The organism is Sphingomonas rustica (assembly GCF_039652585.1).
Taxonomy (GTDB): domain Bacteria; phylum Pseudomonadota; class Alphaproteobacteria; order Sphingomonadales; family Sphingomonadaceae; genus Sphingomonas; species Sphingomonas rustica.
This window is the reverse complement of the sequence record NZ_JBDIZK010000006.1, coordinates 231,959-253,980: the sequence shown is the minus strand read 5'-3', so window position 1 is coordinate 253,980 and position 22,022 is coordinate 231,959. Positions and strand designations below refer to the sequence as shown.

22 protein-coding genes are annotated in these 22,022 nt (G+C 65.2%); 8 read left to right on the top strand and 14 right to left on the bottom strand.

The genetic code is table 11. From position 1 onward, the window contains the following. Positions 1–14: 14 nt before the first annotated feature. The 6 genes from TPR58_RS12110 to TPR58_RS12085 all read right to left on the bottom strand — a co-directional run bounded on the left by TPR58_RS12110 (position 15) and on the right by TPR58_RS12085 (position 6,217). The gene (locus TPR58_RS12110; protein ID WP_346246928.1) at positions 15–386 is read right to left on the bottom strand and encodes a nuclear transport factor 2 family protein; all 372 of its coding nucleotides are present in this window, start codon (positions 384–386) and stop codon (positions 15–17) included. Positions 387–488: 102 nt separating this feature from the next. Then, a complete protein-coding gene (locus tag TPR58_RS12105; protein WP_346246927.1) occupies positions 489–929 on the bottom strand; it encodes a hypothetical protein in 441 nt (146 codons plus the stop codon). Positions 930–1,277: 348 nt separating this feature from the next. Beyond that, positions 1,278–3,308 (bottom strand): RNA polymerase sigma factor RpoD, encoded by a 2,031-nt coding sequence (gene rpoD, locus TPR58_RS12100; RefSeq protein ID WP_346246926.1) that lies wholly within the window; start codon positions 3,306–3,308, stop codon positions 1,278–1,280. Positions 3,309–3,351: 43 nt separating this feature from the next. Beyond that, the gene (dnaG, locus tag TPR58_RS12095) at positions 3,352–5,238 is read right to left on the bottom strand and encodes a DNA primase (protein WP_346246925.1); all 1,887 of its coding nucleotides are present in this window, start codon (positions 5,236–5,238) and stop codon (positions 3,352–3,354) included. Between the two features lie 61 nt (positions 5,239–5,299). Further along, positions 5,300–5,716: an endonuclease domain-containing protein gene (locus TPR58_RS12090; protein WP_346246924.1), complete on the bottom strand. Its 417-nt coding sequence runs from the start codon at positions 5,714–5,716 to the stop codon at positions 5,300–5,302. A gap of 48 nt (positions 5,717–5,764) precedes the next feature. Continuing rightward, on the bottom strand, positions 5,765–6,217 hold the full coding sequence (locus tag TPR58_RS12085) for a GatB/YqeY domain-containing protein (RefSeq protein WP_346246922.1): 453 nt from the start codon (positions 6,215–6,217) through the stop codon (positions 5,765–5,767). A 143-nt stretch (positions 6,218–6,360) separates the two neighbouring features. Here TPR58_RS12085 and carA point away from each other — a divergent pair, with 143 nt between their 5' ends. The 4 genes from carA to greA all read left to right on the top strand — a co-directional run bounded on the left by carA (position 6,361) and on the right by greA (position 11,686). Continuing rightward, a complete protein-coding gene (gene carA / locus TPR58_RS12080; RefSeq protein ID WP_346246921.1) occupies positions 6,361–7,524 on the top strand; it encodes a glutamine-hydrolyzing carbamoyl-phosphate synthase small subunit in 1,164 nt (387 codons plus the stop codon). 2 nt (positions 7,525–7,526) lie between these two features. Beyond that, the gene (locus tag TPR58_RS12075; protein WP_346246920.1) at positions 7,527–7,655 is read left to right on the top strand and encodes a hypothetical protein; all 129 of its coding nucleotides are present in this window, start codon (positions 7,527–7,529) and stop codon (positions 7,653–7,655) included. Then, entirely contained in the window at positions 7,655–10,999 is a 3,345-nt protein-coding gene (carB, locus tag TPR58_RS12070; RefSeq protein WP_346246919.1) for a carbamoyl-phosphate synthase large subunit, read from the top strand. The genes TPR58_RS12075 and carB overlap by 1 nt, the downstream gene beginning before the upstream one ends. A 210-nt stretch (positions 11,000–11,209) precedes the next feature. Further along, positions 11,210–11,686 (top strand): transcription elongation factor GreA, encoded by a 477-nt coding sequence (gene greA, locus TPR58_RS12065; protein WP_346246918.1) that lies wholly within the window; start codon positions 11,210–11,212, stop codon positions 11,684–11,686. 246 nt (positions 11,687–11,932) lie between these two features. On the opposite strand, the gene TPR58_RS12060 is transcribed toward greA, so the two are convergent. From TPR58_RS12060 to TPR58_RS12040, 5 genes are all read right to left on the bottom strand, one after another. After that, complete coding sequence (locus TPR58_RS12060) at positions 11,933–12,145, bottom strand: DUF4170 domain-containing protein (RefSeq protein ID WP_346246917.1); 213 nt, start codon at positions 12,143–12,145, stop codon at positions 11,933–11,935. 182 nt (positions 12,146–12,327) lie between these two features. Continuing rightward, on the bottom strand, positions 12,328–12,654 hold the full coding sequence (locus tag TPR58_RS12055; protein WP_346246916.1) for a hypothetical protein: 327 nt from the start codon (positions 12,652–12,654) through the stop codon (positions 12,328–12,330). Positions 12,655–12,687: 33 nt separating this feature from the next. After that, the gene (locus tag TPR58_RS12050; protein WP_346246915.1) at positions 12,688–12,996 is read right to left on the bottom strand and encodes a DUF3618 domain-containing protein; all 309 of its coding nucleotides are present in this window, start codon (positions 12,994–12,996) and stop codon (positions 12,688–12,690) included. Continuing rightward, positions 12,993–13,343 (bottom strand): hypothetical protein, encoded by a 351-nt coding sequence (locus TPR58_RS12045; protein WP_346246914.1) that lies wholly within the window; start codon positions 13,341–13,343, stop codon positions 12,993–12,995. The genes TPR58_RS12050 and TPR58_RS12045 overlap by 4 nt, the downstream gene beginning before the upstream one ends. Positions 13,344–13,356: 13 nt before the next feature. Then, entirely contained in the window at positions 13,357–13,962 is a 606-nt protein-coding gene (locus tag TPR58_RS12040; RefSeq protein WP_346246913.1) for a hypothetical protein, read from the bottom strand. Between the two features lie 115 nt (positions 13,963–14,077). Between TPR58_RS12040 and eno the strand changes: the two genes are divergently transcribed. From eno to TPR58_RS12020, 4 genes are all read left to right on the top strand, one after another. Then, the gene (gene eno, locus TPR58_RS12035; RefSeq protein WP_346246912.1) at positions 14,078–15,352 is read left to right on the top strand and encodes a phosphopyruvate hydratase; all 1,275 of its coding nucleotides are present in this window, start codon (positions 14,078–14,080) and stop codon (positions 15,350–15,352) included. Between the two features lie 56 nt (positions 15,353–15,408). Then, the gene (locus tag TPR58_RS12030) at positions 15,409–15,726 is read left to right on the top strand and encodes an FtsB family cell division protein (protein WP_346246911.1); all 318 of its coding nucleotides are present in this window, start codon (positions 15,409–15,411) and stop codon (positions 15,724–15,726) included. Between the two features lie 468 nt (positions 15,727–16,194). Continuing rightward, a complete protein-coding gene (gene pdhA / locus TPR58_RS12025; RefSeq protein ID WP_346246910.1) occupies positions 16,195–17,244 on the top strand; it encodes a pyruvate dehydrogenase (acetyl-transferring) E1 component subunit alpha in 1,050 nt (349 codons plus the stop codon). Position 17,245: 1 nt separating this feature from the next. Then, positions 17,246–18,646 (top strand): pyruvate dehydrogenase complex E1 component subunit beta, encoded by a 1,401-nt coding sequence (locus tag TPR58_RS12020; protein WP_346246909.1) that lies wholly within the window; start codon positions 17,246–17,248, stop codon positions 18,644–18,646. A gap of 232 nt (positions 18,647–18,878) precedes the next feature. Here TPR58_RS12020 and TPR58_RS12015 read toward each other — a convergent pair whose 3' ends face one another. Genes TPR58_RS12015 through TPR58_RS12005 form a run of 3 tightly spaced genes read right to left on the bottom strand, consistent with a single transcriptional unit; the run spans position 18,879 to position 21,990 of the window. Further along, positions 18,879–19,571: a TadE/TadG family type IV pilus assembly protein gene (locus TPR58_RS12015; protein ID WP_346246908.1), complete on the bottom strand. Its 693-nt coding sequence runs from the start codon at positions 19,569–19,571 to the stop codon at positions 18,879–18,881. Then, positions 19,562–20,155: a TadE/TadG family type IV pilus assembly protein gene (locus TPR58_RS12010; protein WP_346246907.1), complete on the bottom strand. Its 594-nt coding sequence runs from the start codon at positions 20,153–20,155 to the stop codon at positions 19,562–19,564. The genes TPR58_RS12015 and TPR58_RS12010 overlap by 10 nt, the downstream gene beginning before the upstream one ends. Continuing rightward, the gene (locus TPR58_RS12005) at positions 20,152–21,990 is read right to left on the bottom strand and encodes a TadE/TadG family type IV pilus assembly protein (RefSeq protein WP_346246906.1); all 1,839 of its coding nucleotides are present in this window, start codon (positions 21,988–21,990) and stop codon (positions 20,152–20,154) included. Before TPR58_RS12005 ends, TPR58_RS12010 begins: the two co-directional genes overlap by 4 nt. Positions 21,991–22,022 lie beyond the last annotated feature (32 nt).

Genomic DNA, 22,022 nt, shown 5'->3' with positions numbered 1-22,022 from the left:
GGCCGGACGGCGGATCAGCTGTGCGGCAGTATCTCGGGGGGATAGGTCCCATAGCCCTGCCGGATGCGGTCGCCATCGAAGATCAGTACCTCGTCGACGACGACCCCGCGCTGATTGCGATACTCGATCACGATGGCATCGACGCCGACACAATACCGAACCACCTCGAAGTGAAGGTCGGGCACCATCGCCAAGGCCGTCTGCCAGTATCGGCGGATTTCCGCCTTCCCGCGAAAGATCCCGTCGCTCCCCTCGATCACCAGCCGACCGAAGGGCGACGCGAACAAAGCGTCATCGTGAAAATGCGCCAGTACCGTCTCAACATCATGGGCGTTCCACGCGGCGCACCAGTGGGCGACGAAGGAATCGATGTCCGTCAGACCCACGGGGCTCTCCATTGGTGCAGGGCCGTCTTGGCCGGCCATCATCGGGGCTGTCGAACGACCGCGGCGGCAGGGTCCGGTCCAGGCCCGCCGCCGCGCTCGCAGCTATTTCGGCTTGCCGCCCGACAGGATCGCATCGAACTTGGCCTTTGGCATGTTGATCAGAAGGCCCTTGTTGTTGACCGCGAGCGAGGCGAATTCGACCTCGATCTTGCCGCCCGGGCTGGACAGCACCGCGAAGCCGTTGCCGACCTTTTCCACCGACGCAATGACCGCGCCCCTTGAATCACGGACTTCACTGCCCTGGATGACATCCTCGGGACGCGCCGGAACCGGACGGGACGAACTGGTCTTGCCCGGTGAGCGCCGGTTCACGTCGTCGCTCATCCGATTAAGGTCCATCAACCGCTCGTCGGGTCCGCGAAATTCCGGCGCTCCGCCGCCGCCGCCAGCCGGCGGCGCCGCAGAAGGCGGCGTCCCCTGAGCATGAGCGGCAGTTGCGAAGGTCAGCGCCGCAATCGCGGCGACCCCATAAAGCAGGCGCATCGTTCCTCTCCCTATTTTGAAGAGATGATATCGTTAACAATTTGAGTCTGCAATTGCCTTTGACTTTATCGAGAAAGGATCAGCGGGCTTTTTAGTAAAGTCGTCTGACCGACCCATGGTGACGCATATACGTGGATCGGCACGCGCAACCCTTCCGCGACGCCGGCAACCCGGTCGTCAGAGCGCCAGCCGCACTTAGCGCCAATTACGGGGTCGATGATGGGCATCCGCGGTCGATGTCCGCAAGGTGTCGTTCGGTCGCTCCTTGACCGACCTACACTGGCGAATATACGAAAACGCCAGCCGGAGCCTTGCTCCGGCCGGCATTTCGCTGAACCGAACCGCTCTTTACTGGTCGAGGAACGAGCGCATCTTGCGGCTGCGGCTCGGGTGCTTGAGCTTGCGCAGCGCCTTGGCCTCGATCTGACGGATACGCTCGCGCGTCACCGAGAATTGCTGGCCGACTTCCTCCAGCGTATGGTCGGTGTTCATGCCGATGCCGAAGCGCATGCGCAGCACGCGCTCCTCGCGGGGGGTCAGGCTGGCCAGGACGCGGGTGACCGTTTCCTTCAGGTTCGCCTGGATCGCCGCGTCCACCGGGATGACCGCATTCTTGTCCTCGATGAAGTCGCCCAGGTGCGAATCCTCCTCGTCGCCGATCGGCGTCTCGAGGCTGATCGGCTCCTTGGCGATCTTCATCACCTTGCGCACCTTCTCGAGCGGCATGCTCAGCCGCTCTGCCATTTCCTCCGGCGTAGGCTCGCGGCCCTGCTCGTGGAGGAACTGGCGGCTGGTGCGAACCAGCTTGTTGATCGTCTCGATCATGTGGACCGGGATGCGGATCGTGCGAGCCTGGTCAGCGATCGAACGGGTGATCGCCTGACGAATCCACCAGGTGGCATAGGTCGAGAACTTGTAGCCGCGGCGATACTCGAACTTGTCCACCGCCTTCATCAGGCCGATATTGCCCTCCTGGATCAGATCCAGGAACTGCAGGCCGCGGTTCGTGTACTTCTTCGCGATCGAGATCACGAGGCGCAGGTTCGCCTCGACCATCTCCTTCTTCGCGATGCGTGCCTCGCGCTCGCCCTTCTGCACCATGTTCACGATACGGCGGAACTCGATCAGCGCCATGCCCGTCTGCTGGCTGATCTCGGAAATCTCCGCCCGGATGCGATCGACCGCCTCGGACTCGTTCTCGACAAAGGCGCGCCACTTCTTGTCGATGCCGGCGACCGTGGTCAGGAAGCTCTCGTCCAGCTCATGGTTGATATAGCGGTCAAGAAAGTCCTTACGGCTCACCTTGTGCCGTTCGGCCAGGCGCAGCATCTGGCCCGCCAGCGCGGTCAGGCGCCGGTTGAAGCTGTATAGCTGGTCGACGAGATACTCGATCTTCGCCTGATGGAACTGCACCGACTCGACTTCGGCGGTCAGTTCCTCGCGCAGCTTGTGGTACTTGCGCTCCTCGGACGCAGGCAGTTCGCCGCCCGCGGCCATCGAATCGAGCCGCTGCTGCTGGATCTTCGAGAATTTCTTGTACACCGAGGTGATGTTGGCGAACTTCTCGAGCGCCTGCGGCTTGAGCGTCTCCTCCATCTGGGCGAGGCTGAGGGTATTGTCCTCCTCCTCGTCGTCCGACGGTCGCGGCGTGCGCCGCTCGGTCATCGAATCCTCGTCGCCGTCGGCGGATTCCTCCTCGGGCTCTTCCTCTTCCTTGAACGACGGGCCCGCATTCTTCTCGCTGATCTCGCCGTCATCGTCCTCGCCGTCCTCCGACAGCGCCTCGGGGGCGGGATCCTTCGAGAGCATGGCGTCGAGATCCAGGATCTCGCGCAGCTGCATCGTGCCTTCGTTCAGGGCGGTCGACCAGGCGATGATCGCGTTGAAGGTGATCGGGCTTTCGCACAGGCCCAGGATCATCGTGTCTCGGCCGGCCTCGATCCGCTTGGCGATGGCGATCTCGCCCTCGCGCGACAGCAGCTCGACTGCGCCCATCTCGCGCAGGTACATCCGCACCGGGTCGTCGGTGCGATCGACCGTTTCCTTCTTCTTCGTGGTCTCGAAGGCAGGGGCCGAGTCGTCGTTGGCATCGGTCGACTCGGCTTCGTCGGCCGACTCTTCCTCCTGATCGCCGTCTTCGCCGGCTTCCTCGTTCTCGACGACATTGACGCCCATGTCGTTGAGCGCCGCCATGACGTCCTCGATCTGCTCCGAACTCATCTGGTCCTGCGGCAGCATCTCGTTGAGCTGGTCGACGGTAATGTAGCCGCGCTTCTTCGCGCGTGCGACCAGCTTCTTGATCGAGCCCTCGTTCAGATCGATCAGCGGCGCGTCGCCCGTCTCACCGGTATCCGCGTCCGCCATGTTCGCCTTCGCCATCTAAAATCCTCGAAAATCGGATGGCGGCAATTTTACTAGCCGCCTAATCGTCAAATTCCTCTTCATCCGCAAGCATCAGATTTGCAAGCCGCGCCTGGAGCTCCTGCCGCTGCTGCAACAGGGACACCTGACGGGCGAACGCATCCTCGGTGAAATGCTCGGCAACCACTGCGGTTGCCTGGGCCAGGGCCGCATCCACCATGGGCTGCGTCACCATCACCTCGATCGCTTCCTTCAGATCCTCGCGTGCCCGGACCTCGTCCACCATCTGGGACTTGGTGAACGAAAAGGGCAGCGTGTCGGCCCTCAACAGATCGACTGCCACCTGATCGAACCCGGACCGCGCCAATATGGTGAGGATACGCGCGCTATCAAGTTGCCGGTCCTCCAACGCGACTTCGATCACCGCCTCGAACAATTTGCCGAGCGCCCCGGAGGCAGAGCGCAGGCTGCCGAGCACCTCCATATGGCGCGCGATTTCGGCGGGGTGGCGGATCAGCCCGGCCAGCACCGCCCGCGCCAGGATCGGGTCGAGCCCGCCGGCATGGACGCTGCGCGCCCGCTCGGAGGGCGGCGGCTCGGGCGGCTGCCACTTGCCGGCGCGGTTATAGCCGCCGCGCGTGCCGCCGCCCATCGTGCCGCCGCCCTGGCGCGGGCGAAACTCGCGCTGCGGCGGCGCGAACAGCGCGTCGGCACGGTTGCGGAACTCCGCGACATATTCATCACGCACGTCTGGGTCGCCGATCGACCTGGCCAGCGCCATCAGTCGCTTCTTCAAGCCGGCACGGCGTTCGGGCGTGTCGGTCGGCTCGGCAGCCAGTTCGCTCGCCCAGATGCGGTCGGCCAGGCCCTGCGGCTCCCTCAGCAACACCTCGAACGCCTGCGCGCCTTTGGTGCGGACCAGATCGTCCGGGTCCATCCCCTCGGGCAGGGTGACGAAGGCCAGGCTCTGGCCCGCCTGCAGCATCGGCAGCGCACGGTGCGCCGCGCGAATCGCCGCCTTCTGTCCGGCTGCATCGCCGTCGAAGCACAGCAGGGGAATGTCGGCCATGCGCCACAGCCGCTCGAGCTGATGCTCGGTCAGCGCGGTGCCCAATGGCGCGACTGCCTCGCCAAACCCTGCCTGGGCCAGCGCGATCACGTCCATATAGCCCTCGACCGCGATCACGCGGCCGGCCTTGCGCGCCGCCGCCTGCGCGCGGTCGAGATTGTAGAGCGTGCGCCCCTTGTCGAAGAGCGGGGTGTCGGGCGAGTTGAGATATTTGGGCTCGCCCTCGCCGATCACGCGCCCGCCGAACGCGATCGTCCGGCCGCGCGCATCGCGGATGGGGATCATCAACCGGCCGCGAAACCGGTCATAGGGCTCCTTGTTCTCGACCGAGATGAGCAGTCCCGCCTCGATCAGCGCGGGATCGCCATAATGTTTCAGTGCTTCCTTCAGCTTGCCGCGCGAATCGGGCGAAAAGCCGATGCCGAAGTCGCGAGCCGTCTCCGCGCGGATGCCGCGCCGCTCCAGCACGCCGCGCGCCTCGCCGCCCTCGATCCCGTTCAGCTTCTCGGTAAACCAGGCGGCGGCATCCGCCATCGCCTCGTGCAGGCCCTTGGCCCGCTCGGCCTTTTCGGCCGAATGGCGATCCTGCTCGGGCATCTCCATGCCGGCGGCCTGCACCAGTTCCTTCACCGCATCGATGAAGGGCAGGCCGCGCTGGTCGGTCAGCCACCGGATCGCGTCGCCATGCGCGCTGCACCCGAAGCAGTGATAAAAGCCCTTGTCGTCATTGACGTAGAAGCTGGGCGTCTTCTCGTTGTGGAACGGGCAACAGGCCCGAAACTCGCGGCCCGCCTTCTGCAGCTTCACCGTCTTGCCGATGAGGCTGGAAAGCAGGGTGCGCGAGCGGAGTTCGTCGAGGAATTGCGGCGTGAGGCTCATTCACTCCCCCTCCCGCTTGCGGGAGGGGGCTGGTGTTCAAGCCGCAACGGAGTCGCGCGCCTCACTGATTCCCCTCCCGCTTGCGGGAGGGGCTAGGGGAGGGCCTGTCCAAACGCGCATCGCCAGTAATCATTCCGCTAAGCACCCGGTCGATCTCGGCCACCACACCCTCGGTGCGCTCCAGCACGTCATTGTTCCAGAAGCGGATCACGCGAAAACCAATCGATTCAAGGAAACGCGTTCGAGTCGCGTCTTCGGCACTTTGCCAGTCATGCTGGCCACCATCCACCTCGACCACCAGCTGGATCGATCGGGCGACGAAATCGCAGAAATAGGGGCCGAGCTGGACCTGGCGGTTGAACCGAACGCCAAGACGTTGGCGGCTGCTGAGATGCGCCCAGAGCGCCCGTTCGGCCAGGGTCGGGTTGTTGCGCAGATCGCGCGCCCTGACGGTGGATCGCCTCGACCCCTTGTCCAACAGGCCCTCCCCCGACCCCTCCCGCAAGCGGGAGGGGCGTTTGTCAGCTCACCCCAACGCGGCCTTCACCAGGCCGCTCGCCTTGCTCATGTCCAGCGTGGTCGCGTGGCGCGCCTTCAGCTCGGCCATCACCCGCCCCATGTCCTTCATGCCGCCGGCGCCCAGTTCCGCCTTGATCGCCTCGATCGCGGCGCGGGTCTCATCCTCGCTCATCTGCTGCGGCAGGAAACGCTCGATCACCGCGACCTCGGCCGCCTCGACGGCAGCCAGTTCGGCGCGGCCGCCCTTTTCGTACATCTCGATCGATTCGCGGCGCTGCTTCACCATCTTCTGCAGCACCTCGACGACCAGCGCGTCGTCGTCCTCGGGCGCCTTGCCCGTGCGCGCCTCGATGTCGCGATTCTTGATCGCGCTCTGGATCAGGCGGATAGCAGCCACGTCCTGCTTCTCGCCTGCCTTCATGGCAGTCACCAGCGCGGCCTTGATGTCGTCGCGAATCATGCGTCTCTCTGTCGATAGTCGGAAAGGGAAGCACGATAGACCAAGCGCGACGGTGCGTGAACCGGTTGACGGGCGGGGGCAGGGGGTCTAGCGGGCGGGCCTTAGCGACATCGCCGCAATTCTAACTGGAGCGCCACCCTTCAATGGCCGAAGCCAAACCCATGTCCGTGCCCGCTGGAGCGACCGGAATCCTGGTGCTTGCGAGTGGAGACGTGGTGTTCGGACGAGGGTTCGGGGCCGAGGGCCAGGCCGTCGGCGAGGTCTGCTTCCACACCGCGATGACCGGCTATCAGGAGATCATGACCGATCCGAGCTTCGCCGGTCAGATCATCAACTTCACCTTCCCCCATATCGGCAATGTCGGCGCCAATCCCGACGACATCGAGGCGGACGATCCGCACGCGCTGGGCATGATCGTGCGCGAGGACGTGACCGACCCGTCCAACTTCCGCAGCACCGAGCGGCTCGACGCGTGGATGAAGAAGCATGACCGCATCGGGCTGGCCGGCATCGACACCCGTGCCCTGACCCGCCGCATCCGCATGCAGGGCGCGCCCAACGGCGTGATCGCGCATTCGCCGACCGGCGAGTTCGACATCCCGCTCCTCCTCCAGATGGCACGCGACTGGCCGGGGCTGGAGGGCATGGACCTGGCGATCACCGTCAGCTGCGAGACGCATTTCGGCTGGGAAGGCGGCGTGTGGCGGCTGGGCTTCGGCTATGACGCCGGCGCCGCGCAGGACGATCGCCCGCACGTCGTCGCGATCGACTATGGATCGAAGCGCAACATCTTCCGCAACCTGGTCCAGGCCGGCGCCAAGGTGACCGTGTTGCCGGCGACCGCCACCTTCGACCAGGTCATGGCGTTCGATCCGGACGGCATCTTCCTGTCCAACGGCCCGGGCGATCCCGCCGCGACCGGCGAATATGCCGTGCCGGTGATCCGCCAGCTGCTCGAGACCGGCAAGCCGCTGTTCGGCATCTGCCTGGGGCACCAGCTGCTCGGCCTGGCGGTCGGCGCCAGCACGACCAAGATGTTCCAGGGCCATCGCGGCGCCAACCACCCGGTCAAGCGCCTGTCGGACGGCTCGGTCGAGATCACCAGCATGAACCACGGCTTCGCGGTCGAGACCGAGACGCTGCCGGCCAATGCCCGCGAAACGCACGTCTCGCTGTTCGACGGCTCCAATTGCGGCTTCGAACTGACCGATCGCCCCGCGTTCAGCGTCCAGTACCACCCCGAGGCAAGCCCCGGCCCGCAGGACAGCTTCTACCTGTTCGAACGCTTCGTCGGGATGATGCGGTGAGGATGGCACTGCTCAAGCCGATGGGCCTGGGCACTGATGCCATGACCGTTTCGTATTTCAATTCAGACATTTGCCCGGCGTCGTTCAGCACGCCGCTTCATGTCCGCCTGTATCGCGAGAGCGCCAACTGATGCCAAAACGCACCGACATCTCCTCCATCCTCGTCATCGGCGCAGGGCCCATCGTCATCGGCCAGGCATGCGAGTTCGACTATTCGGGCACGCAGGCGATCAAGGCGCTGAAGGAAGAGGGCTATCGCATCGTCCTGGTCAATTCGAACCCGGCGACGATCATGACCGATCCCGAGCTGGCCGATGCGACCTATGTCGAGCCGATCACCCCGGCGATCGTGGCGAAGATCATCGAGAAGGAGCGCCCCGACGCGGTCCTGCCGACGATGGGCGGCCAGACCGCGCTGAACACCGCACTGGCGCTGGCGAACGACGGCACGCTGGAGAAATTCGGCTGCATCATGATCGGCGCCGATGCCGAGGCGATCGACAAGGCCGAGGACCGGCTGAAGTTCAAGGACGCGATGACGAAGATCGGGCTGGAAAGCGCCCGTTCCGCCATCGCCCATACCGAGGCCGAGGCGCTGGCGGCGCTGGAGACCGTCGGTCTGCCCGCGATCATCCGCCCCAGCTTCACCATGGGCGGATCGGGCGGCGGCATCGCCTATAATCGCGAGGAATTCATCGGGATCGTCCGCAACGGTCTCGACCTGTCGCCGACCACCGAGGTGCTGATCGAGGAATCGCTGCTCGGCTGGAAGGAATATGAGATGGAGGTGGTCCGCGACCGCGCGGACAATGCCATCATCATCTGCTCGATCGAGAATGTGGACGCCATGGGCACCCACACCGGCGACTCGATCACCGTTGCGCCGGCGCTGACGCTGACCGACAAGGAATATCAGATCATGCGCAACGCCAGCATCGCTGTGCTGCGCGAGATCGGCGTTGAAACAGGTGGTTCGAACGTTCAGTTCGCAGTGAATCCGAAGGACGGCCGACTGGTCGTCATCGAGATGAACCCGCGAGTCAGCCGCTCCTCGGCGCTCGCGTCCAAGGCGACCGGCTTCCCGATCGCCAAGGTCGCCGCGAAGCTGGCGGTCGGCTACACGCTCGACGAGATCACCAACGACATCACCGGCGCGACCCCGGCCAGCTTCGAGCCGACGATCGATTACGTCGTCACCAAGATCCCGCGCTTCGCCTTCGAGAAGTTCAAGGGCGCCGAGGCCACCCTGGGCACCGCGATGAAGTCGGTTGGCGAGGTCATGGCGATCGGCCGCAACATCCATGAATCGATGCAGAAGGCGCTGCGCGGGCTCGAGACCGGGCTCGTGGGCTTCAACAATGTCGATCGCCTGGCCGGTGCGCCGCGCGCCGACATCGAGGCGGCATTGTCGGTCCGCTCGCCCGATCGCCTGCTGATCGCCGCGCAGGCGCTGCGCGAGGGCTTCACCGAGGCCGAGGTTCATCAGTTCACGAGCTACGACCCGTGGTTCCTGGCGCGCATCGGTGAGATCGTCGCTGCCGAGCAAGAAGTCTGCAAGGACGGCCTGCCGCAGGACGCAGCCGGCATGCGCCGCCTGAAGGCGATGGGCTTCAGCGACAAGCGGCTCGCCTGGCTGGCGCTGCAATCGGCGAACCTGCGCACCGGCAGCGAGGCGATGGCGCGCAGCTCGGGCCTGATCGGCGAGGTCGTCCGCGCGATGACCGGCGCCGCGACCGAGGCCGATGTCCGCGCGCATCGCCACAAGCTGGGTGTCCGCCCGGTGTTCAAGCGGATCGACACCTGCGCCGCCGAGTTCGACGCGCGCACCCCGTACATGTACTCGACCTATGAGGCGCCCTTCTTCGGCGAGCCCGAGAACGAGGCGATGCCGTCCGACCGGCGCAAGGTCGTGATCCTGGGCGGCGGGCCCAACCGCATCGGCCAGGGCATCGAGTTCGACTATTGCTGCTGCCATGCCTGCTTCTCGCTCGCCGACGCCGGCTACGAGACGATCATGGTCAACTGCAATCCGGAGACGGTCAGCACCGACTATGACACGTCGGACCGGCTGTATTTCGAGCCGCTGACCGCCGAGGACGTGCTCGAGATCCTGCATGTCGAACAGTCGCGCGGCGAACTGGTCGGCGTGATCGTCCAGTTCGGCGGCCAGACCCCGCTGAACCTGGCGCGCGCGCTGGAGGAAGCTGGCATCCCGATCCTGGGCACCAGCCCGGATGCGATCGACCTGGCCGAGGACCGCGAGCGCTTCGCCGCGCTCGTAGCCAAGCTCGGCCTGCACCAGCCCGCCAACGGTATCGCCCGCAGCCGCGACGAGGCGGTCGCGGTGGCCGATCGCATCGGCTATCCCGTGCTGATGCGGCCCAGCTATGTCCTGGGCGGCCGCGCGATGGAGATCGTCGACGGGCTCCAGCAGCTCGACGACTATATCCAGACCGCGGTCCAGGTATCGGGCGACTCGCCCGTGCTGATCGACCAGTATCTGCGCGACGCCGTCGAGGTCGACGTCGACGCCATCTGTGACGGCGACGATGTCGTGGTCGCGGGCGTGCTCCAGCATATCGAGGAAGCCGGCGTCCATTCGGGCGACAGCGCCTGCTCGATCCCGCCCTACAGCCTGCCGGCCGACATCATCGCCGAGATCGAGCGCCAGACCGAGGCGCTGGCCCATGCGCTCAGCGTCAAGGGCCTGATGAACATCCAGTTCGCGGTGAAGGACGGCATCGTCTATCTGATCGAGGTCAATCCGCGCGCCAGCCGGACCGTTCCCTTCGTCGCCAAGGCGATCGGCGTGCCCATCGCCAAGATCGCCAGCCGGGTGATGGCGGGCGAGAAGCTGAAGGACCTGCCGAAGATCGATCGCGACATCGATTATATCGCGGTCAAGGAAGCGGTGTTCCCGTTCAATCGCTTCCCCGGCGTCGATCCGGTGCTCAGCCCGGAAATGAAGTCGACTGGCGAAGTCATGGGAATCGATCGGGATTTCGCGACCAGCTTCGCCAAGGCGCAGTTGGGGGCAGGGACCGTGCTGCCGTCGTCGGGTACGCTGTTCGTCAGCGTCAAGGATACCGACAAGCCGGTGATCCTGCCGGGCGTCCAGCTGATGGCGTCGATGGGCTTCTCGATCATCGCCACCAGCGGCACCGCCGCCTATCTGCGCGAGCAGGGCCTTGAGGTTACCGAGGTCAACAAGGTGGCGCAGGGCCGGCCGCACATCGTCGACCGGATCGTCGACGGCGATGTCGCGATCATCTTTAACACCACCGAAGGCTGGCAGTCGCTGAAGGATTCGTCCGACATCCGTCGCTCGGCGCTCAACCTAAAGATCCCCTATTTCACCACGGCGCAGGCAAGCGTCGCGGCGGCTCAGGCGATCCAGGCGCTCGGCCGCGGCAGTCTCGGCGTGCGTCCGCTCCAGTCCTATTATGCGGAGCGGCAGGGCGGCCCGACCGCCTGACACCGCGCCCGCGACAAGAATATCCTTTCCGCTCCGCACTCTCGCGAGTGTGGAGCTTGGGGACTTGCGCGCGCAACCCTTGCGAAGCGGCCCGCGCGGCCTTATCATTCGCAGACGCACAATTTGACTCCCACAAATTTATCTTGGTGTGCGGGCGGCCTGTTTCATGGGACGCTTGGTGGAGAGGGTATTGACGAAGGACGAAGTGCAATGGCCACGGTCGATAAGTTGCCGATGCTGGCGGAAGGCTATGAGAAGCTCAGCGAAGAGCTGAAACGCCTGAAGGCAGAGCGGCCATTGATCGTGGACGCGATCGAGGAAGCGCGCGCGCACGGCGATCTGTCGGAAAATGCCGAATATCACGCAGCCAAGGAGCGTCAGGGCCAGATCGAGGCGTCGCTCGCCGATATCGAGGGCAAGCTCAGCCGTGCCCAGATCATCGATCCGCGCGACCTGTCGGGCGACCGCATCGTCTTCGGTGCCACCGTCACCCTGCTGGACGAGGACGACAAGCCGATCCGCTACCAGATCGTCAGCGAGACCGAGGCGGACGCGAACAAGGGCCGCATCTCGTACAATTCGCCGCTGGGCCGCGCGCTGATCGGCCGCAAGGTCGACGAGGACGTCGAAGTGTCGGTCCCGGCCGGCGACCGCTATTATCTGGTGTCGAAGATCGAATTCATCTGATCGCCACGCCCGATCGCAAACGGAGCGCCGGCACCTGCCTGCGCTCCGTTTTCGTTTGTGCGCGGTCGTCCCGGCTTCGGTCTACGGGAAATTTATTCACGCAGAGACGCAGAGGCACAGAGAGGATGTGCCCGCGGCAGCCCTTTCCTGCATGAGCAGGTCGGCTCCGGCCGATCTCCTCACTGGCTCTCTGCGTCTCCGCGTCTCTGCGCGCAAATATATTCTGCGCCTGCAGCGCAGGCGGCCTCAGGCGTCGGGTTCCAGCAGGCGATGCAGGTGAACCACAACATAGCGCATCTCGGCATCGTCGACGGTCCGCTGCGCGGCGCCGCGCCAGGCCTTTTCTGCCTCGGCATAGTCGGCAAAGATACCGACGATATCCAGCTTCGACGGATCCTGGAATTCGAGCGCCTGGGGGTCCTTTACGCGACCGCCGAAGACGAGGTGGAGCTTGCTCATGAAATGCCTTCCGGGGATGGGAATTTTCGCCCCTCCCTTAGCGGCTGGGGCAGGGGGCTCAAGTCCCCAGGCTCATCGGCTCGTGCGCTGCATCGCCGCCGGCCACGGAAAAGGCGCGGATCGCGCCGCGCCTTTTCGCCCTGTGTTTCCGATGACGGGCGGGCCTGTCCCGGCCCGCCGGGTCAGGCTTCGCGCACCTGGCCCTTGTGCTTCGACGCGTCGATCACGTTGCCGATCAGCTGGGTGACCTTCTCCTTGGTCGATTCGCGATTGGGGATCAGCGCCTCGATCTCGGCGCGGCCCGCTTCCTTCGCCGCGGTGATCGTGTCGCTGGTGCGCTGCGCGATCCGCTGGCCGACGGGGGCAAGCACTTCGCGCTCCTTTTCGCTGCGGGGCAGCAGCGCGCCGGCGATCACGCCCAGCGCCGCGCTGCCAGCAACCAGCGCCAGCGGATTCTGCGCGGCGAACTCGCTTACGCTCCTGTTCTTTCGACCGGTCTCGTTCGTCATCGTCTTCGTCCTTTCGAATGCGCCGTTTGAAGATCAACCCGCCCGGGGCGGATCGGTTTCACCGTCGTTCGTGGCTTTCTTTCGCTTCGCCAGCGTCCGGCTGATCCATCCGCGCGACAGGAACAGGCCGATCGCGCCGGCCACCGCCGCTGCCGCCACCGGGCGATTGCGCACCTCGGTCGCACCCTTCAGCGCGATCGACTTCGCGCTTTCGGTCGCCGTGTCGATCGCGCCCTGTGCCAGCGTGGAGGGTTTCAGCCGGTATTGAAGCTGGTTGATCGTGCTCGACAGCCGCTCGCGTGCTGCCTTTGCCCGTGCCTCGGCGGCCTGGATGTCGGTCATCGGACCAGCCCCAGCACGCGCTTGACGTGGCGCCAGGCCAGCCTGCCCATCAGATAGGCGGCCGCACTGCAGCTGCCCACCACGATCAGCGTAGCAAGGCCCGGGCCCACCAGCGGGATCAGCGTCAGCACCAGCCCGACCGACAGGGCGACGAACGCCGCCATCATCAGCGTGGCTGCCGCCGCGCCCATCCACAGGCTGGACCGGACATCGTCCAGCCGCGACTGCGCCAGTGCCCGGTAATAGGCGACTTCCGCAGTCCCGACCGCCTTCGCATCCTCGACCAGCCGACCGAACAGTTCGCCCAGGCTCTCGTCGCCAGGTGGCGTCAGCTTCGGTTCGGTCACTCCGGTTCCGCCCTTATGCCTGGACGCCGGCGCCGCTGGCCCCGCTCGAACCGTCACCGGTGGTCGCGTTCGGCGCCTTGGACGGCGATGCGTCCTTCGGTTCGGGATCCGCCAGGTCGGATGCCGCGTCGATGCCCGACTTGACCAGCCGCGCGAGCACGAAGCCGATCGCGGCTGCCGCGCTGACCGCGATGACCGGGCTCTTCTTCACGAAGTCCGACGCGTCGGCGATCAGGTCGTCGACCTCCTTGTCGCGGATACCGTCGGAGAAGCGGGTGATGCCGTCGGCCGCCGATCGTGCGTAACGGCCATATTGCTCGCCCAGCCGCTCGTCGACGTCGTTCGCCGCCGCCTGGACCAGCTTGGCAACCTCGTCCAGGGCTCCGGTTGCCTTGTCCTTGTTCTCTGCGGCGAAGCTGCGCGCCTTGTCGGCCGCCTTGGTGCCGAGCTTGCTCGCTTCGTCCTTGATCGTCTGCGTCGCGCTGCGCTTCGTCTCGCCGATCGACTCGTCCGCGTCGAATGCCACGCCTGCATCGGTGCCGCCGGTGGTCCCGGTCTCGAGCGCGGGATCCGCGTCGAAGCTCACATCGCCCGGGTTGATCTTATTCTGGTCAGCCATGCCGAAGCCTTTCCTTGTTTCATGCCGAACAACAGCGGCGGCGTTTGCGAGTTCCCTTGCAAATGGCTAGAGGCACGCCCGCAAGGCATCAGCCCTTACCTAGGGAGACCATTTCGTGACCGCAATAATCGACATCCACGCTCGTCAGATTCTCGACAGCCGCGGCAACCCCACCGTCGAGGTCGATGTGATGCTCGAGGACGGCAGCTTCGGTCGCGCCGCAGTTCCGTCGGGCGCCTCGACCGGCGCGCATGAAGCGGTCGAAAAGCGTGACGGCGACAAGTCGCGCTGGATGGGCAAGGGCGTGACCAAGGCGGTCGAGGCCGTGAACGACGAGATCGCCGACACGGTCCTCGGGCTCGATGCCGAGGATCAGGCGGATGTCGACCGTGCGATGATCGAGCTGGACGGGACCGCGAACAAGGGGCGCCTCGGCGCCAACGCGATCCTGGGCGTCAGCCTGGCGGTGGCGAAGGCGGCGGCGGATGCCCGCGGCCTGCCGCTCTATCGCTATGTCGGCGGCGTCAACGCGCATGTCCTGCCGGTGCCGATGATGAACATCATCAATGGTGGCGAACATGCCGACAACCCGATCGACATCCAGGAATTCATGGTGGTGCCGGTCGGTGCGGAGAGCATCGCCGAGGCGGTCCGCTGCGGGTCGGAGATCTTCCACACGCTCAAGAAGAAGCTGTCGGAGAAGGGCCTGGCCACCTCGGTCGGCGACGAGGGCGGCTTCGCCCCGGCGCTTGCCTCGACCACCGACGCGCTCGACTTCATCATGAGCTCGATCGAGGCCGCCGGGTACAAGCCGGGCGACGACGTCATGCTCGCGCTCGATTGCGCCGCCACCGAATATTTCAAGGACGGTGCCTATCGCATGACCGGCGAGGGCAAGACCTTCACCCCGGCCGAGAATGCCGAATTTCTCGCCGACCTGTGCGCCCGCTACCCGATCTTCTCGATCGAGGACGGCATGAGCGAGGATGATTTCGAAGGCTGGAAGATCCTGACCGACCGGATCGGCGGCAAGGTCCAGCTGGTCGGCGACGACCTGTTCGTCACCAACCCGAAGCGCCTGGCTGATGGCATCGGCCGCGGACTTGCGAACTCGCTGCTGGTCAAGGTCAACCAGATCGGATCGCTGACCGAAACGCTGGAGGCGGTCAGCCTGGCGCAGCGCTCGTCCTACACCGCGGTCATGTCGCACCGCTCGGGCGAGACCGAGGATGCGACCATCGCCGACCTGGCGGTCGCGACCAACTGCGGTCAGATCAAGACCGGCTCGCTGGCCCGCTCGGACCGGCTCGCCAAGTACAACCAGCTCATCCGCATCGAGGAGGAACTGGGCGACGCAGCGGTCTATGCCGGAAAATCGATCCTTAAATGAGGTGAGGGGCGTCCTGTCGCTTGATTAACTGTGCCATTTCGGCAAAGAATCGAGCCATGGGACGTCAAACCGGCAGGTTTCGCAATATCCTTCGCAGCGCGGGCCTGCCCGCGGTGGCGATCGTGATCATGGCGTTCTTCGGCTACAACGCCGTGCTGGGGCCGAACGGCATCATCGCGATGAAGGACGTGTCGCAGGAAGTCGGCACGCGCACCGCCGAATATCAGCAACTGGACAAGAAGCGTGCGGAGCTCCGCAACCGCGTCAATCTCCTCGACCCGAAAAAGGGCGCCGACCCCGACCTGGTCGAGGAACTGCTGCGCAAGCAGCTCGGCGCCGCCCGCTCCGACGAGGTCGTCGTCAAGCTGAAATAGGGCAGGGGCTTTAGCTTCCCCTGGACGGTGTCGGGGAGCGCAGGCGCTTACCCGAAAAACTGCGTCACCCCGGCCGGAGTGCCGGGGTCCACCCATCCTCCATCCCGGATCATCGGGTTCCGCAACTGCAGTCCAGCATCGCTGGACTCGAACGATGCGCCGCATCGCGCCTCCGGGATTTGCCGCCCGGTGGATGCCGGCACTTTGGCCGGCATGACGGGTGAGGTGCGGACACGAGCCTTTACCACCGCCAATACCGATCCCTGGCCGCCCCGTTCACAAAATGAAACAATGGCCCTGGCGAGTCGCACCAACCCGCCTCTCCCGCGAACCAATTCGCCGGTAACCGGTATCCGCTACGTCATCCTCGCGCCGAACCCCGTGCGCGTTGACGTTGCGTCCGGGCCATGAACCCGCTTATAGGCACCCCCCTGACACCCCCTCCCCGGGAATGAGGATCATCCGATCGTGGCAAAAGCGCCGGCGAAAACGCCAACCCCCCAACCCGTCCTATCCAACCGCGAGCGTCCCAGCGAACCGGATCGGTACAAGGCTTCCAAGGAAGAGCTGCTCCAGTTCTACAAGGAGATGCTGCTGATCCGCCGGTTCGAGGAAAAGGCGGGCCAGCTCTACGGTCTCGGGTTCATCGGCGGCTTCTGCCACCTCTATATCGGCCAGGAAGCCGTCGCGGTCGGCCTGCAGTCCGCGCTCGACGGCGAGAAGGACTCGGTCATCACCGGCTATCGCGACCATGGCCACATGCTCGCCTACGGCATCGATCCCAAGGTCATCATGGCCGAGCTGACCGGACGCGCCGCGGGCATCTCGCGCGGCAAGGGCGGCTCGATGCACATGTTCTCGACCGAGAAGAAGTTCTACGGCGGCCACGGCATCGTCGGCGCTCAGGTGTCGCTCGGCACCGGCCTGGCGTTCGCGCACAAGTATAACGAGGATGGCGGCGTCGCCATGGCCTATTTCGGCGACGGTGCGTCGAACCAGGGCCAGGTGTATGAGAGCTTCAACATGGCCGAGCTGTGGAAGCTCCCGATCATCTACGTGATCGAGAACAACCAGTATGCGATGGGCACCAGCGTCAACCGCTCCTCGTCCGAGGATCAGCTGTACAAGCGCGGCGAGAGCTTCCGCATCCCCGGCATCCAGGTCGACGGCATGGACGTGCTGGCGTGCCGCGGCGCCGCCGAAGAGGCGCTTGCCTGGGTCCGCGCGGGCAAGGGCCCGATCATCCTCGAGATGAAGACCTATCGCTATCGCGGCCACTCGATGTCCGACCCGGCCAAGTATCGCAGCCGCGAGGAGGTGCAGTCGGTTCGCGACAAGTCCGATCCGATCGAGGCGGTGAAGCGCGAGCTCGAGGCGATGGGCGTCAAGGAAGACGAGCTGAAGCCGATCGAGGCGGAAATTCGCAAGGTGGTCAACGCGTCCGCGGACTTCGCGGAATCCACGCCGGAGCCGGAGCCGGCAGAATTGTATACCGACGTGCTGGTGGAGTCCTACTGAGATGGCGATCGAACTGAAGATGCCGGCGCTGTCGCCCACGATGGAAGAAGGCACGCTCGCCAAGTGGCTGGTGAAGGCCGGCGACACGGTGAAGTCGGGCGACATCCTGGCCGAGATCGAGACCGACAAGGCGACGATGGAATTCGAGGCGGTGGACGAAGGCACGATCGCCGAGATCCTCATCGCCGAGGGGACCGACAATGTGAAGGTCGGCACCGTCATCGCCACGCTGAACGGCGACGACGAGGAGGCTTCGTCCACGCCGGCTCCGGCCGACAAGGCCGAGGCGCCCGCGACCGAGCAGAAGGCCGCCGAGGCCCAGACCGCCGAAACGCCGAAAAAGGCCGAGAGCGGCACCGCGAAGCTGGCCAGCGACAAGTCGGCCACCGTGCGCGATCCTGACCTGCCCGAGGGCACCGAGCTGGTGAAGCAGACCGTGCGCGAAGCGCTGCGCGACGCGATGGCCGAGGAAATGCGCGCCGATCCGCGCGTCTTCGTGATGGGCGAGGAAGTCGCCGAATATCAGGGCGCGTACAAGGTGACGCAGGGCCTGCTCGACGAGTTCGGGGCCAAGCGCGTGATCGACACCCCGATCACCGAATACGGCTTTGCCGGCGTCGGCACCGGCGCCGCGATGGGCGGGCTCAAGCCGATCGTCGAGTTCATGACGTTCAACTTCGCGATGCAGGCGATCGACCACATCGTGAATTCGGCTGCCAAGACCAACTACATGTCCGGCGGCCAGATGCGCTGTCCGATCGTGTTCCGCGGTCCCAATGGTGCGGCCAGCCGCGTCGGTGCGCAGCACTCGCAGAACTACGGCCCCTGGTACGCCAGCGTCCCCGGCCTGATCGTGATCGCTCCCTATGACGCGGCCGATGCCAAGGGCCTGATGAAGGCTGCGATCCGCAGCGAGGACCCGGTGGTCTTCCTCGAGAACGAACTGCTCTATGGCCGCAGCTTCGACGTGCCCAAGGTTGACGACTGGGTCCTCCCGATCGGCAAGGCCCGCATCGTCCGCGAGGGCAAGGACGTCACGATCGTCAGCTACTCGATCGGCGTCGGCGTCGCGCTCGACGCGGCCGAGACGCTGGCAGGCGAGGGCATCGAGGCGGAGGTCATCGACCTGCGCACGCTGCGCCCGCTCGACACCGCGACGGTGCTGGAAAGCCTGAAGAAGACCAACCGCATGGTCGTGGTCGAGGAAGGCTGGCCGGTCTGCTCGATCGCATCGGAAATCGTCACCGTGGCGATGGAACAGGGCTTTGACGACCTCGACGCCCCGGTGCTTCGCGTCACCAACGAGGACGTGCCGCTCCCCTATGCGGCGAACCTCGAAAAGCTGGCGCTGGTCGACGCGGCCCGCGTCGTCGCGGCGGTCAAGAAGGTCACCTATCGCTGATTGGATAGCGGGCCGGGCGTTGGTGTCCGGTTCTCTCCAGGCTGCAATCGGAAAGAGCGCCGTCCGGGATCCCGGGCGGCGCTCTTTTCATAGGCGAGAGGTTTGCCGGCCGCCGTCCGGCTTTGCCTGGGACAGCGCCTGGCCCCTGGTTTTCAAATCGATCCGTTGCCAACCCGCAGATTGACGTCGGCGCGTCGAATTAGGGCTGGACCCGAACCGGCGTGCCCGCGGCTCACGCGCCGTACAAATTGCAGGTCGATCGGGTCGCGGCGGGGGAGGGGTTGTAGAGCTGGGTCAGGTCGCGATTGTCGCGGACGATGAACGAGGCGACATATTTCAGCTTGCGGGGCGAGGCGAACCAGCCATTGCCGATCATCGGGGTGTAGAGATAATTCACCTCGACGAACATCACCGCGGAGTTGAGCGGCGCGTTGACCTTGGCACCAGCTTCACCCATCCCCGTCGCGGCCGGCGTTCCCGCATCGCTTGCGTTCGTCGTGGTGCCGGCGGTCGTGCTCGTCGTGCCATAGCTCGAATCATAGCCCGCGCCGCTCTTGGCGCCGATGCAGCGTTGCCAGTGGATTCGCTGGGTCCCGTTGATATTCTCCAGGCTCGACAGGATGATCCTCCCATTGGCCGTCAGGTTGATGGACGAGCCATGCGTGCGCGTCGCCTGCAGCACGTCGTTCAGGTCGATCTCGCGCAGCTGGACCGTCGCCTGGCCGCTATAGAGGCCGACGCGCGAGGCATTGTCGGCCAGTTCCAGCGCGAGCTGGCTCAGGCGCTGATGGGTGACCGCCATGTTGGTGAGTTCGACGCCCCACATGCCGGCGGTCAGGAACAGCGGAAGGCCGAACGCGAATTCGAGCAGGGTGACGCCCGAACGGTTGTCGCGGAAGCGGCGAAGGCAGGCGCTCAATTGCATCGGGTTACCACGGTCGGAATGGCCTGGGAGGCATAGGGCTGGTTCTTGAGCAGGGTCTTGGCCGACACTGTCTCCTTGTCGGACCAGCCCAGCAGCTTCCCCAGCGGGAACAGGCGCGTATAGGTGGCCGTCACGGTGTAGAGCGTCACGTCGTTCGCACCGCCCTGGCCGGTCTTGCCCGGATCGGCATCCCATTGCTGGTTGCCGTTGATGTCGTCATAGCATTCCTTGGCGTCGCGCTTTCCGTTGCCATTGGTGTCGGTGAAGCGCTCGGGCTTCATGTCGCTGAAGGTCGAGTAGCTTTTGCGATCGAAGGTCAGCACCGCGTTCTTCGCGACCTGCTTGACGGCGGCGGTGACCTTGGCGTCGATCGTCGACGATTGGGCGCCCTCGATCCCGGAATCCCGGCCGGCCTTCTGGATCGCGCCTTCCAGCACCGCGCGGGTATAGGCCTGGTAGGACAGGTCCATCAGCCCCAGCAGCAAGACGACGAACACCGGCGCCAGGATGCCGAACTCGGTGACTGCGACGCCGCGCCGGTCCCGCGCCAGCCGGCGCAGCGATCGAGCCAGGGGCGCCGTCATTTGGAGAGCCGCAGCATCGCCACGCGCGACGCGATGGTCTGAAAGGCAGTGTTCAGCTGCGCATCGCTGGCCGCCGTGAAGGCGGTTGCGGTGCTCGACGCGCATTGCTTCATCTCGGGGGTGAGCGCCTGGCCGAATGCGATCACCCATACCGTGATGTTGCGGTTCTTCGCGGCCTCGCACTCGGCGACGAAGCGCGCATTGTGGCGCGCGGTTTGAACCGAGGAGTCGCCATTGGTCACGCGCTTGTCGTACCGTTCATAGCCGTACATGCCGTAGATGTCGTAGCTGGGCGCCATCTCGCCATCGGTCATGAAGACGATGTGGCGGATCGGCTCCTTGCGGCCCGCCCAGGCGGCCGTGTCGGTGGCGAACGGCCCCTTGGGATCCAGGAAGCGCGTCCCCCAGATCATGCCGGTATCGTGATAGGTGCCGCCCATCGGGCGGAAATCGGGATCGTTGACGAACGACGATACCTGGGTACGGGTCATCACGCTGAGCCGCTTGGCTTCCTTGCCGCAGCTGACATAGCCGGTGCTTGCCTTGGCTCCGATGCTTTCATAATTGCTGCCGGCCGCAGTCGTGCTGGTCACGTCGATCGGACCCGTCTGGCCGTTGCGCTCATAGATGATCTCGGGCCACATCGGGCGCCAGCGGGTGTCGTCGCTGGTCGCCGCCAGCGTCGGATCGAGGTCTGCCGGCAGCGCGCTCTGGCTGAACGAGGAGGATGCGGTCGTCTTGCGCTCCTCGATGCAGCCCTGCCACTTGCTGGTCGACCCGTCGGTCTTGCTGGGATCGGTGACCCAGCCTCCCTTCACGAACTGGGAGATATCGGTCTTCAGTTCGCCGAACGTATAATATTGCTGCCAGGTCTGGGTCGTGACGGTGCAGGTGCCGCTGTTGCTCGACGACCAGCTCACCGACTTCACGGTGTACTGGCCCGAACTGTTGTAGCCGCTGGATGGCGTTCGGCTCGCATAGCCGTTGCAGCTGCTCTGCGACGTCTTCGTGTACGTCGTGCTGCTGGACGATCCCCAGGTCTTGTCGGGAATGGGAATGCGCGTCTGATAGTTCCAGGAAGTCGACAACAGGAAGCTGCTCGGGATGATCTTCCCGACATTGACCGTCGAGGTGTACGGCACGAAGCCGTAGCGGATCTTGGTCGTGGCGTCGGCGGACGCGACCATCGTGTCGTAGAAGTTCAGCACCGACGTGCGCAGCGCCTTGATCCGCGCGTTGCTCTTCTCCGCCGTATAATAGCCGGTCGTCCCGTCCGCGCGGGTATAGGCGGTGACGGTCTGGCCGCTCAGGGTCGTGTCGCTGGCGGCATAGGCCATCGATCCGGTGGTATCGAGGACGAACATGATATCGAGATCGGCGACGTCGTATCGGGCCTCGCACGCGACCGAAATACGGGTGGGGCCGAACCCCATCATCTGGGTCAGCGTCATCGGGACGGTCACGCTGGCCGTGCCGGCGACCTGGTTGTCCGCTGTCTTCGACGGCGTGAACGATACCGAGGTCGAGGCGAAGATGCCTGCCTTGAAATTATTGTTGAAGAACGCGCGCGCCTGATCGGCAGCATTGGTGTCCAGCGTCGTCGAGGCGCCGCTTGCCATGAACTTGCGCCCGGCGAGCACGCCCGCGTCACAAGCCTGTTGCAAACGCACCTTGACGACGTAGAGCCGGGCCGTGTCCACCGCCGAACCGACCAGCCCCAGCAGCGGGATCAGCGCGACTGCCAGCATCGCCAGCGTGTTGCCGCGCCGGTCGCGCGCCAGCCGGGTGAGGAACGCCGAAGCCCCGGATCGATTGCTGTCCTGTGATGCCGACATGCCGAATGCTCTTCCCCGATCAGACCCGGACA